13 protein-coding genes are annotated in these 11,976 nt (G+C 68.9%); 10 read left to right on the top strand and 3 right to left on the bottom strand.

What is annotated here, in order from left to right:
* Nucleotides 1-61 precede the first annotated feature (61 nt).
* The 6 genes from mtrA to secA all read left to right on the top strand — a co-directional run bounded on the left by mtrA (nt 62) and on the right by secA (nt 8,374).
* A complete protein-coding gene (gene mtrA / locus BW730_RS04890; RefSeq protein ID WP_418082046.1) occupies nt 62-700 on the top strand; it encodes an MtrAB system response regulator MtrA in 639 nt (212 codons plus the stop codon).
* A 75-nt stretch (nt 701-775) separates the two neighbouring features.
* Nucleotides 776-2,239 carry an MtrAB system histidine kinase MtrB gene (mtrB, locus tag BW730_RS04895; RefSeq protein WP_077687526.1) on the top strand — a complete coding sequence of 488 codons (1,464 nt, stop codon included), beginning with the start codon at nt 776-778 and terminating at the stop codon, nt 2,237-2,239.
* A complete protein-coding gene (locus BW730_RS04900; protein ID WP_077685277.1) occupies nt 2,236-3,930 on the top strand; it encodes an LpqB family beta-propeller domain-containing protein in 1,695 nt (564 codons plus the stop codon). The genes mtrB and BW730_RS04900 overlap by 4 nt, the downstream gene beginning before the upstream one ends.
* Before the next feature lie 48 nt (nt 3,931-3,978).
* Nucleotides 3,979-4,650 (top strand): ComF family protein, encoded by a 672-nt coding sequence (locus tag BW730_RS04905; RefSeq protein WP_077685278.1) that lies wholly within the window; start codon nt 3,979-3,981, stop codon nt 4,648-4,650.
* A 129-nt stretch (nt 4,651-4,779) separates the two neighbouring features.
* Nucleotides 4,780-5,379: a ribosome hibernation-promoting factor, HPF/YfiA family gene (hpf, locus tag BW730_RS04910; protein WP_077685279.1), complete on the top strand. Its 600-nt coding sequence runs from the start codon at nt 4,780-4,782 to the stop codon at nt 5,377-5,379.
* A 142-nt stretch (nt 5,380-5,521) separates the two neighbouring features.
* Nucleotides 5,522-8,374, top strand: a complete 2,853-nt coding sequence (secA, locus tag BW730_RS04915; RefSeq protein ID WP_471248205.1) for a preprotein translocase subunit SecA — start codon at nt 5,522-5,524, stop codon at nt 8,372-8,374.
* 3 nt (nt 8,375-8,377) lie between these two features.
* On the opposite strand, the gene BW730_RS04920 is transcribed toward secA, so the two are convergent.
* Nucleotides 8,378-8,758: an Rv3235 family protein gene (locus BW730_RS04920; protein ID WP_145952729.1), complete on the bottom strand. Its 381-nt coding sequence runs from the start codon at nt 8,756-8,758 to the stop codon at nt 8,378-8,380.
* A gap of 148 nt (nt 8,759-8,906) precedes the next feature.
* Between BW730_RS04920 and BW730_RS04925 the strand changes: the two genes are divergently transcribed.
* The 3 genes from BW730_RS04925 to BW730_RS04935 are packed head-to-tail and all read left to right on the top strand — an operon-like array spanning nt 8,907 to nt 10,405.
* Entirely contained in the window at nt 8,907-9,383 is a 477-nt protein-coding gene (locus tag BW730_RS04925) for a DUF6912 family protein (RefSeq protein WP_077685281.1), read from the top strand.
* Between the two features lie 3 nt (nt 9,384-9,386).
* The gene (gene ku, locus BW730_RS04930; RefSeq protein ID WP_077685282.1) at nt 9,387-10,196 is read left to right on the top strand and encodes a non-homologous end joining protein Ku; all 810 of its coding nucleotides are present in this window, start codon (nt 9,387-9,389) and stop codon (nt 10,194-10,196) included.
* Nucleotides 10,196-10,405 carry a hypothetical protein gene (locus BW730_RS04935; RefSeq protein ID WP_077685283.1) on the top strand — a complete coding sequence of 70 codons (210 nt, stop codon included), beginning with the start codon at nt 10,196-10,198 and terminating at the stop codon, nt 10,403-10,405. Before ku ends, BW730_RS04935 begins: the two co-directional genes overlap by 1 nt.
* 1 nt (nt 10,406) lies before the next feature.
* Here BW730_RS04935 and BW730_RS04940 read toward each other — a convergent pair whose 3' ends face one another.
* Together BW730_RS04940 and BW730_RS18000 are read right to left on the bottom strand one after the other, a co-directional pair.
* Nucleotides 10,407-10,877: a DUF2505 domain-containing protein gene (locus tag BW730_RS04940; RefSeq protein ID WP_077685284.1), complete on the bottom strand. Its 471-nt coding sequence runs from the start codon at nt 10,875-10,877 to the stop codon at nt 10,407-10,409.
* 55 nt (nt 10,878-10,932) lie between these two features.
* Entirely contained in the window at nt 10,933-11,286 is a 354-nt protein-coding gene (locus tag BW730_RS18000; protein WP_145952730.1) for a DUF5997 family protein, read from the bottom strand.
* A gap of 30 nt (nt 11,287-11,316) precedes the next feature.
* Between BW730_RS18000 and BW730_RS04945 the strand changes: the two genes are divergently transcribed.
* The gene (locus BW730_RS04945; RefSeq protein WP_158522475.1) at nt 11,317-11,973 is read left to right on the top strand and encodes a LysR substrate-binding domain-containing protein; all 657 of its coding nucleotides are present in this window, start codon (nt 11,317-11,319) and stop codon (nt 11,971-11,973) included.
* Nucleotides 11,974-11,976 lie beyond the last annotated feature (3 nt).

Consider the following 11,976-nt stretch of genomic DNA (forward strand, 5'->3'; position numbering starts at 1 on the left):
GAGCGAAGCCAAGGGCAAGGTCCGCATTCTCGTCGTCGACGACGATGCCGCACTCTCCGAGATGCTGCAGATCGTCCTGCGGCAGGAGGGGTTCGAGACCGTCCGCTGCGCAACGGGTGACGCCGCGCTCGCGGAGTTCCGCCAGTCGCGACCAGACCTGGTGCTGCTCGATCTGAACCTCCCCGGTCGCGACGGGGTGCTCGTGTGCCGCGACATCCGTGCCGAGTCGGGCGTGCCGATCATCATGCTGACGGCAAAGAGCGACACCGCCGACGTGGTGTCGGGCCTCGAGGCCGGGGCCGATGACTATGTCGCCAAGCCGTTCAAGGCGAAGGAACTGCTCGCCAGGATCCGCACCAGGCTGCGGCGCGTCTCCAGCGACGCCGGGGCCGACGTCCTCACCATCGGCGACCTGACGATCTCGGTGTCCTCGCACGTGGTGCGGCGCGGCACGCAGCAGTTGCCGCTGACGCCGCTCGAGTTCGACCTGCTGCTCGCGCTCGCGAAGCGCCCGACGCACGTGTTCACCCGCGAGGCGCTCCTCGACGAGGTGTGGGGCTACCGCAACGCCGCAGACACACGGCTCGTCAACGTCCATGTCCAGCGCCTCAGGGCCAAGGTTGAGAAGGATCCGGAGAGGCCGGAGATCGTCATCACCGTTCGGGGGATCGGATACCGCGCTGGTGAACGCTCCGCGTAACCGTCCGAAGGGCTGGGCCCAGCTGTGGTGGAGCTCGCTGCCCTCAGGGTGCTGCTCAGCACCCTCACGCTGTCGATGCTGCTCCTGGTGCTGGCCGGCGTGCTGCTGATGAACCAGGCGACCGCGGGGGTCGTCGCGGCGAAGAAGGAGTCCTCGCTGAACGAGGCCGCCGGCGTCTACGCGTTCATGCAGGCCCAACTGCGCACCCCGGACTCGCGCGGTGTCGCGATCCACGAGACCCTCGGCCGGCTGGCCGACCTCGCGGACGCGCAGGCCGCGCAGTACCGCGTCCTGATCCAGGGCCCCACCTCCAGCTTCGGCTCGAGCGGCATCAAGAGCGACTCGGTGCCGGAGTCGCTGCGCGAGAAGGTGGAGCAGAGCGACGGGATGTTCGTCACTGCCACCAACGTCGTCTACAGCCAGCCCGAGGAGCCGGCGGAGCCCGGCTGGGCCGTCGGCACCTCGCTTATCGGCTCGACGGGTGAGCGCTACCCCGTCTACTACATCTTCCCGATGACGGCGGAACTGCAGACGCTGCGGGCCCTACAGGCGGCCGTGCTGGTGACAGGCAGCGTGCTGACCGCCGCCCTGTCCGCGGTCGCCTACCTCGTCACCGCCCAGGTGGTGCGACCCGTGCGGCGCGCCAGCCAGGCCGCCCTCCGGCTGGCCTCGGGAGAGCTCGACCTGCGGCTCAAGGTGCGCGGCACCGACGACCTCGCCTCGCTGGCGAAGTCCATGAACCGGATGGCGGCGCAGCTTCAGCAGCGGATCCGGGAACTCGAGATGCTCTCCACGCTGCAGCAGCGCTTCGTCAGCGACGTCAGCCACGAACTGCGCACCCCGATGACCACCATCAAGATGGCCGCAGACATGCTGCACGAGTCGCGCGACACGTTCGAGCCCATGCAACGCCGCTCCGCGGAGTTGATGAGCTCGGAGATCGACCGCTTTGACCTGATGCTCGCCGACCTGCTCGAGATCTCCCGCTTCGACGCGGGCGCCGCCGTCTTGTCGCTCGACGAGTCCGACGTCGCCGCGCTCGTGACCGCAGAGGTCGACGGCAACCGCGGCATCGCCGAGAGCCTCGGGGTCGACCTCAGCGTCGAGGTACGAACCACCGACAACACCGCGCAGGTCGACTCCCGACGCATCCGGCGCGTGATCCGCAACCTCGTCACCAACGCCATGGAGCACGCCGAGGGGAAGCCGGTGAAGGTGGTGGTCGCCTCCGACGACGTTGCAGTCGCCGTGACCGTTCGCGACTTCGGCGTCGGCTTCGAGGCGGAGGACGCTGCCCGCGTGTTCGACCGGTTCTGGCGCGCCGACCCGAGCCGGACCCGCGTCGTCGGTGGCTCTGGCCTGGGGCTGTCGATCTCGATGGAGGACGCGCGACTGCATCACGGCTGGCTGACCGCCTGGGGCAGGCCCGGCCGAGGCGCCCAGTTCCGCCTGACGCTGCCGAAGGAACCGGACCACGAACTGACCGGGTCGCCGCTCGCGGTGATCCCTGTCGACGATGCGGGAAGGAGCCGCCGATGAGACGCGCATGGCTCGCGCTGGTCGCGGTCCTGCTCGCGACGCTGACCGCGTGCACCGGGATCGCCACGAGCGGCCCCATCGAGGAGGTCCCGATGTCGGCACAGCCGCCCGGCATCGACGTGGCCCCCGAGCCACCACAGGCGGGCATCACCCCGAGCAGGCTCGTCGAGGGCTTCCTGCAGGCGATGGCCGACCCAGAGGGCGACTATGCGGTCGCGCGGCAGTACCTCACATCGCAGGCAAACGACGGCTGGCAGCCGATCGGCGCCGTCGTCTACGACGGTTCCGTCACCGGCGACGCTGCCGAGGCGTCCATCGACGGCATGGCGATCGGCGAACTCGACGCGGCGGGGCACTACGCGGCGCAACTGCGCGCGTTCGAGCACGACTTCGGCGTCGTAAAGCAGGACGACGAGTGGCGCATCGGCGTCCCGCCCGGCGGGCTGCTGCTCTCGCGCTACATCTTCGAGCGCTACTACTCGGAGGTCACGGTCTACTACATGTCGACCACCGGCACCCATGTCGTGCCGGACCCGATCCATCTGCCCGAGTCGAAGGTCTCACCCACCGGCATCATCGACTCGCTGCTCGACGGCCCATCCGAGTCGATCGCGCGCGCCGTCAGCAACGCCATTCCCGTGACGGTCAAGCTCGGGGACAACGAGGCGAGCATCGACCCCCAAGGCGTCGTCACCGTCGACCTCACCGGCCTCAGCTCCAGCCTTGGCGACGACGCCAGGCGGCGCATCGGTGCCCAACTGCTGTGGTCGTTGACGTCGATCCCGCGCGTCACCGGCCTTGCCGTGACCCGCGACGGCCTGCCGTTCACCCTGCCCGACTCCAACGCGCAGGGCGTGCTGGAGTTGGCCACCCAGCAGGGCTACCAGGTGCTCTCCCGAGCCGTCCCCACCCCCGAACTGTTCGCGATCCGCGACGGCGTCCCCGGCAGGCTCAGCGAGACCTTCGAGGCGCTGATCCGCCAGGAGACCAGGTACTCGGAGTTGGCGATCTCGCTCGACGGCGGCACCCTCGCCCTGATCGACGAGACGCGCACCGTGCTGTCGATGGGGCCGAGGGCGGGGCAGACCAGTGCGGTGGCCACCGCCGGCCTGTCGAACCTGCGGCGCCCGCAGTTCGTCCTCGGGTCGCTGTGGCTGCTCGGCGACGAGACCGACGGCACCACCCGGCTGATCGTGGTGCAGCGCGGCCGTGACCCCGAGAGGGTGGCCTTCGACGAGGTGCCCGGCTCCCGCATAGAGGGCTTCGCCGTGTCCCCGACGGGGGCGAGGGCTGCGATCATCCTGTCGCACGGGCAGGAACGCAGCCTCGGCCTCGGCACCGTGCTCAGCGCCTCTCCGGTGCGCGTGGTCGGCTGGCGCGAACTGGAACTGATCGGGGACCAGAACCAGCGGCTGAGCAACGTGCAGGCCGTCACCTGGTCCGACGAGACGCTGCTGGGCCTGATCGGCACGAAGGGCTCCCAACCGTCCGTATTCACCGCGCACGTCGACGGCTCCCGCATCGAGGACCTCGCCCCCTCCGGTGCTCCCGTAGACATCACTGCGCTCGCGCGGCAGGGCGGAGGGCCCATCGCGATCCGCACCGACACGGGGTCTGCCTGGCGCTACGACGCGCGCACCCGCTGGCATCGGCTGGCTGACAACATCAGTTCGGTCGCCTACGGCGGCTGAGCCTGGGGACACCAGGCACGACACGGCGCCCGCGGCGTATGAAGGGGCATGGCCTCCCTGTTCGATGCGGCAGCCGACCTCCTGCTCGGCGCCACCTGCCCCGGATGCGACGCGCCGGGCTGGGGGATCTGCCGCGCCTGCCGCGCGCTTCTCGACCGCGGGCCCGTCCGCGTCCCTGGGCTGCGCGGGCTGGAGGTGATTGCGGCGAACCCGTACCGGCCAGTGCTCGAGCACGTGGTGCCGCGCTACAAGGACGACGGCGCCCTCCACCTGGAGCGGGCACTGGCAGACCGCCTCGCGGTGGCCGTGGCGGCGTGGCGGCCACCGCCGGGGACGCTGCTGGTTCCCGTCGCCTCGCTGCCCGCCAACGTCCGGGCGCGTGGCTTCGACCACGGGTGGCGGTTGGCGCGGCTCGCCGCGCGGCGCACGGGCCTCGGTGCTGCGCGGCTGCTGCGTCGTCGCGGGGGAGGGGCCGACCAGTCGGGGCTCGGGCGCGGCGAACGGCAGCGCAACCTCGACCACGCGATGCTCGCCCGGCCGACCCGGTCGCCGGTCCTGATCGTGGACGACATCGTCACGACCGGGGCGTCGCTCAGGGAGGCGCGCCGTGCCCTACAGCAGGTGGAAGCGCTCATCGTCGGTGCGGCGACAGCGGCTTATGTGAGCGATTCGGGCGCCATGCCGGACAAAGGGCTGACAGCCAACTTGGGCTACCGGTAGCGTTGCTCTATGGAGGCGCCGCAGGAGGACCAGAGATGGGACATCCTGGGGCGCGTTTTCATCCGTGGGTGAGAGCACCTCGCCAACGGCACAACGGGCCGAAAAAGCCCCATGACAGACGGAGGAAGCATGGACATCGTCGTCACCGGTCGTCGGATCACGATCAGCCCCGAACTCAAGGAACTCGTCACCGAGCGGGTGACCAGCGTGGAGCGGCTTCGCGACCGCGTCATCCGCGTCGAGGTTGAGTTCAGCGCATCGGATACCACGAAGGACCCCGCAGACGCCATCACCGTGCAGTTGACGCTCCGCAGCCGCGGACCTGTCATCCGAGCCGAGGCGAAGGCCAGCGACAAGATGGCCGCGTTCGAGCTCGCACTGGACCGATTGAAGGCCCAGCTCCGCAAGGCGGCCGATCGACGCAAGACCCACCGCGGGCTGCGCGCCGCCAGCATCAGTGAGGCGCTGCCCGCCGAGGCGGCGCAGGCAGATGAGGGGGAGGTCGAGTCGCACACCGTCGCAGGCCTGGTGGTGACCGGCGACGGCCCGCTCGTCGTGCGCGAGAAGGAGTTCGAGGCCGAGCCGCTGACCCTTGCGCAGGCCCTCGACGAGATGGAACTGGTCGGGCACGACTTCTTCCTCTACAAGGACGCGGACACGGGAAGGCCGTCGGTGGTTTACCGCCGCAAGGCCTACAACTACGGTGTGATCCACCTCAACGTGTCCTGACGCGCCACCTGTATTCACGACGCTCGCCCCGGCTCAATGCCGGGGCGAGCGTCCCGCGTCTCGCGTGCCTTGGTGCCGCGCGTTAGGATGGCTGGCGGTATGCCGCCTCGTCCGCGGCGTGGGTAGAGAAAAGGACAACCTCGTGGGATTCATGGATTTTCTGAGCGGCATCGGCTCGGGTGCGCAGCTCCGCAAGCTCCAGAAGGTGGCCGACCAGGTCAACTCCATCGAGGAGGAGTTCCAGGCGATGTCCGACGCGGAACTCCGCGCCGAGACGGACAGCTTCCGCAAGCGCATCGAGGACGGCGAGAGCCTCGACCGGATCATGCCGGAGGCCTTCGCCACGGTGCGTGAGGCGTCGGTGCGGGTGCTGGGTAAGCGCCACTTCGACGTCCAGATGATGGGCGGCGCCGCCCTCCACTGGGGCAACATCGCCGAGATGAAGACCGGTGAGGGCAAGACGTTGGTCGGCACCCTCCCCGCCTACCTCAACGCGCTCACCGGCAAGGGTGTCCACGTGGTCACCACCAACGACTACCTGGCCAAGTACCAGTCCGAACAGATGGGCCGCATCCACCACTTCCTCGGGCTGGAGGTCGGCGCGATCCTCGCCGAGATGACCCCCGAGCAGCGCCGCGTCGCGTACCACTCCGACATCATCTACGGCACCAACAACGAGTTCGGCTTCGACTACCTGCGTGACAACATGGCCCTCCGCACGGAGGACATGGTGCAGCGCGGTCACCATTACGCCATCGTCGATGAGGTCGACTCGATCCTGGTGGACGAGGCCAGGACGCCTCTCATCATCTCCGGCCCCGCCGAGGACAACCACGAGTGGTACCCGGTCTTCGCGCGGCTGGCCCGCACTCTGACGCGCGACCGCGACTACGAGGTCGACGAGAAGAAGCGCACCATCTCCGTCCTTGCCCCCGGCATTGAGAAGGTTGAGGACCGCCTCGGCATCGAGAACCTGTACGAGTCGGCCAACACCCCGCTGATCTCCTACCTGAACAACTCCATCAAGGCGAAGGAACTGTTCAAGCGGGACAAGGACTACGTCATCGCTGGCGACGAGGTGCTGATCGTCGACGAGCACACCGGCCGCACCCTCGCGGGGCGCCGCTACAACGAGGGTCTGCACCAGGCGTTGGAGGCTAAGGAAGGCGTCCAGATCAAGGACGAGTACCAGACGCTCGCCACGATCACGCTGCAGAACTACTTCCGCATGTACGACAAGCTCGCGGGCATGACCGGAACGGCGAAGACCGAGGAGTCCGAGTTCCAGAAGATCTACGGACTCGGCGTCATCCCGATCCCCACGAACCGGCCGATGGTCCGCGCCGACCAGGCCGACCTGATCTACCGAACCCTGGATGCCAAGTACGACGCGATCGTCGCCGACGTGGTCGAGAGGCACGGCAAGGGCCAGCCGATCCTGATCGGCACCGCCTCCGTCGCGAAGTCGGAGCTGCTCTCGGGCATGCTCAAGAAGGCCAACGTGCCGCACCAGGTCCTCAACGCCAAGCACCACGCATCGGAGGCCGCGATCGTCGCGGAGGCCGGCCGTAAGGGCGCCGTCACGGTGTCGACCAACATGGCAGGCCGAGGCACCGACATCATGCTCGGCGGCAACCCCGAGTTCCTCGCCGACCTGCAGCTTCGCAAGCAGGGCCTCGACCCGGCAGAGACCCCCGAGGAGTATGAGGCGGCCTGGGCCGACACGCTCGAGTCGCTCGAGGACCAGGTCAAGACGGAGCACGAGGAGGTCGTCGAGGCTGGTGGCCTGTACGTGGTCGGCTCCGAGCGCCACGAATCTCGCCGCATCGACAACCAGCTCCGAGGCCGTTCCGGCCGCCAGGGCGACCCCGGCGAATCCCGCTTCTACCTGTCGCTCAGCGACGACCTGATGCGCCTGTTCCGCCCGGAACTGCTGGAGCGTGCGCTGCTGATGATGAAGGTCCCCGACGACGTCCCCATCGACATGAAGTCGGTGTCGAAGTCCATCGAGGGCGCGCAGAAGCAGGTCGAGAGCCAGAACTTCGAGATGCGCAAGAACGTCCTCAAGTACGACGACGTGATGAACCGTCAGCGGCACACCATCTACGGCGACCGCCGCAAGGTGCTCGACGGCGCCGATGTGTCGGCCCAGCTCCGCGCGGCGACCGACCGGGTCGTCGGCGACGTGGTGCGCACCCACACCCAGGGCATCCCGGAGGACTGGGACCTGGAGACCATGTTCACCGAGCTGAAGACGCTGTACCCGATCTCCCTCAAGCTGGAGGACATCGAGGACGAACTTCCGCAGCAGGAGGAACTGGTCGAGCTCGTCCAGGAGGACGCTGCCAGCGCCTACGACGCCCGCGAGGAGGAGCTCGGCGCCGACACCATGCGCGAGCTGGAGCGCCAGGTTCTGCTCACCGTGCTCGACCGCAAGTGGCGCGAGCACCTGTACGAGATGGATTACCTCCGCGAGGGCATCGGGCTTCGTGCCATGGCGCAGCGCGACCCGCTGGTCGAGTACCAGCGCGAGGGCGGCGACATGTTCAACGCCATGATGGACGCCTTCATGGAGGAGGTCATCGCCTTCCTGTTCAACCTCGAGGTCAAGCCCCGCACCGCAGAGCCCGAGCTGAAGGTCGGCCTCGTCACCACCGAGAGCGGCGATCTCGTCGACGTCGGCACGCTCACCGGCTCCGCGAAGCAGAGCGCGGAGGAGCCCGCAGACGAGGCCCCCGACGAGGAGGCCCCCGTCGAGGCGGAAGAGGCTGAGGGGCCCGCCAGGACGACGAGCACCGCGCCCCTTGCCAAGGGCCTCGAGCGCAAGGCGGAGCAGCGGCTGAGCTACTCGGCCCCAGACGAGAGCGGCGAGGCCACCAAGACCGGTGGCCCGAGCGCGACCAAGACCGAGAAGGTCGGCCGGAATCAGCCGTGCCCCTGCGGGTCGGGCAAGAAGTACAAGATGTGCCACGGCCGCCCCGCAGGAGCCAACTGAACCTCATGACGGCTGCAGCACCGTCAGGTCGGTGCAGCGCCAGGCGCGTTGCCCCACATCGAGCCTGATCACGCAGCTGATCCAGCGGGAGGCGCAGCGCAGCCGGACGCTCGCCTCGACGGCGCGGCCGGTCGGCATCTGGGTGCGGACGCTGCCCACCGTCATCCGACGGAAGGCCCCCTCGTCGACGTAACAGGCCAGGTGCCCGAAGGCGGCGAGATCCAGGTGCGGACGCAACTGGTGCAGCGGCCTCCTGCCCATCATGGCCTCCAGGAGCGCCGTGATCAGCGCCATCGCCTGCGGGGGTGCAGGCGGCTCGGGCGACGCGGCCGGATCGGGATGGACGACGGCCAGGGTCGCGGGCCGGGCGCTGATCACTGTCATGGGATGACGCTAAGACCCGCCCAGCAGCCCAGGAACGGCCCCCACAGCCCGCGACAACACGCATCAGGGCCGGACAACACCGCCTGTTTCCGCGACGCCCCAGCCGATCGCTGAGCAATCGACACCCCCTGCATCTAGGCTGGGGGACGTGAACCGCCAACTGGTCTTCGTCCCCGTCGCCGCGCACGAACTCGACGTGCTTGCGGGGGAGTCGCTCGGCCCCGACAGGATCGCCTATACCGTCACCCCCGAACTGCTCGAGGAACTTGGCTACGCCGCCTCGGACTCGGAGGACGCCGAATACGCGGCGCTGGTGCTCGCCTCCGTCGCGGGGCTCGCCACACACGGCGTCCGGCTGGTCGTGGTCGCCGAGGTGGACCCTGACCTGATCGAGCCGGGGGAGGACCCCGGCAACGGTCAGGTGTCGCTTCGGGAGTTGCCGTCGAGGGCCATCACGGCCTGGTTCGCCGACGAGCCCGGGACGGACGTGGCGGATGCCGCCGCGATCTCAAAGGGCCTGACCATCGACCAGGTCTGGGAGATGCCGCAGGTGCAGGACCTGCTCAACAGCCACGACCTGCTCTGGAACGACGTCGTCGAGTATCGACGGCTCAAGGAGGACTGAGACATGCCACGCTCCATCTGGAAGGGATCGATCTCGTTTGGTCTGGTCTCGATCCCCGTCAAGGTCTACGGCGCAAACGACGACAAGGACGTCAGCTTCCGGCAGGTGCACTCCACCGACGGAGGGCGGGTGCGCTACCAGCGCGTCTGCGAGAAGTGCGGAGAGGTCGTCCAGTTCGCCGACATCGCGAAGGGCTTCGAGGCCTCCGACGGGAGGATGGCGATCCTGACCGACGAGGACTTCGCCAACCTGCCGCTCTCGACCCTGAGGACGGTCGACGTCGTGCAGTTCGTCGACGAGGAGGAGGTCGACCCGCGGTTCTTCCAGAAGACCTACTTCCTGGAGGCGGAGACCGCGGGCCAGAAGCCCTACGTGCTGCTCCGCGACGCGCTGACCCGCGAGAACAAGGTCGCCGTCGTCAAGGTGGCGCTGCGCAGCAGAGAGTCGCTCGCGCTGATCCGCGCCAAGGACGACCTGCTGCTGATGCACACCATGTACTGGCCAGATGAACTGCGCGACGGCGCGTTCGCGGCCCCGCCCGCCGAGGTGACGGTCTCCGACGCGGAGATCGACATGGCCAAGATGCTGATCAGTCAACTCGAGGGCACCTTCGACCCCGAGGCCTACAGCGACTCCTACCGCGAGGCCCTGCTGGAGGTCGTCGAGGCCAAGCTGGCCGGGGCCAGCATCCCCGAGGCCGCGGACACGTCTGCGCCCGCGGGCGACGTCGTCGATCTGATGGCGGCGCTGAAGGCTTCGGTGGAGGCGGCAAAGCAGCGGCGTGAGGAGGCCGCGGCCACCAAGGCCAGCTGATGCGGCCCACCACCATCTCTTTCGACGATCCGGACGAGGCGGAGTCGACCCGCGCCGCCCTCGAGGCGGCCGGGCACTACGTCGAGACGGGACGGGAACGGTTCCTGGGCGAGGACGACGACGAGGAGGTCGTGTTCCTCCTTCTCACCGACGCCGAGCCGGACGTCGCCCGCGCCTTTGTGGAGGGCGACGGGTTCGTCGTCGGCTAGTTCAGCGGGCCAGCCAGTCGGCTGCGCGGCGCTCCAGTCCGTCGAAGGCGTCGGTGATGAACGGCTCGACCTGCGCCTCGACCTTCTTGCCGACCAGGGGGATCCTGACCCGCAGTTCGCCGGAGTAGAGGCCGCGGGTGGTTTCGCCCTCGGGGCGCAATTGCGCGGCGGCGTTCACCTCGACGGGCATGCCAGGCACGTCAACCTCGACGGTGCCTGGGACGGTGCCGTCGGCGCCCGCCGCCTGGAACCGGAAGATCTGATCGATCCGCATCGTCTGGCCCACGAACTTGGTGAGGCTCGCGGGCACCTTCAGGGTCATCCCCAGCTTGGTCGCTTCGTCGGAGACGTCGACGGTGTGGGCGACGGCGCCTGCGTGCTTGGCGACGTCGTCGAGGAACTCAGGGGTGCGCATCAGGGCGACGACCTGCTCCGGCGTGGCGGCGTAGGTGTGGACGTAATCGAGCTTCATGGGACCCAAGGGTAGTGGTGCGTCGGGGCCGTCCCGGACGTCGCCGCGGTGCGGATCAGTCGCGGTTGTCGGCGCGGGCCTGTTCGGCGAGCACGGTGCGGTGGGTCTCACGCTCCCGGACGAGCCACTGAGGCGGGTCGTCGAGCAGCACGCCGATCTCGTCTGCCGTCATGGCCTCCGTGACGCCGGCGCGCGCCAGCCCGGAACGGGACACGCCCAACTTCTGCGCGACCACGTCGCGCGGGAACGGGCCGTTGCGGCGCAGGTCGGCCAGCCACGCGGGCGGATCGGCCCGCAACTCGTCGATCTCCTCGCGGGTGTGCGAGGTCGCGCGGAACTCCTCCGGGGCTGCGGGCAGGTAGATGCCCAGCTTGGCTGCCGCGGTGATCGGCTTCAGCGTCTGGCTCATTCCACCGAGCTTACGGGTACCCTGATCCGGGTGACGAATTGCCTGCGCATCGGGAAGGTCCCCGGGGTGACGCTGACCAAGTGGCAGCGCATCTGGGAGGAGCGGTTCCCCGGCATCGACCTCGCCGTCGAGGAGGTGACGCTCGAGCAGCAGCGCGGTCGCGTCGTCGACGGGTCGCTCGACCTGTGCTTCGCCCGGCTCCCCATCGGGCGCGATGGGCTGCACGCCATCCCGCTCTACGACGAGGTGCCCGTGGTGTGGATGTCGAAGGACCACGTGCTCGCGGAACTCGACGAGGTGAGCCTCGACGACCTCGCGGACGAGAACGTGATCGAGGACGCCGAGCCCGCCAGCATCGACCTGGCCACCTATTCCGCGGCAGTGCTGCGCGTGCCGATGTCGGTGGCCCGCAGCCTCTCGCGCCGCGACATGGTCTACCGGAACGTCACCGATGCGCCCCCCACCACGGTCGCGCTGGTGTGGCGCGTCGACGACGAGAACCCGCTGATCGACGAATTCATCGGGATCGTCCGGGGTCGCAGCGTCAACAGTTCCCGCAGCGAGGCGGAGCGCCGCACCAAGGAGGCCCCGGAGCCACGCAAGCCCCCGGCCCAGGCGGGTCGCACGGGCGGCACCAGGAGGGGCTCCAGGAACGGCGCCAGGAGACAGCGCCCCACTCGCCGCTGACCA

It is taken from the genome of Tessaracoccus aquimaris (genome assembly GCF_001997345.1).
In the GTDB taxonomy this organism is placed as follows: Bacteria; Actinomycetota; Actinomycetes; order Propionibacteriales; family Propionibacteriaceae; genus Arachnia; species Arachnia aquimaris.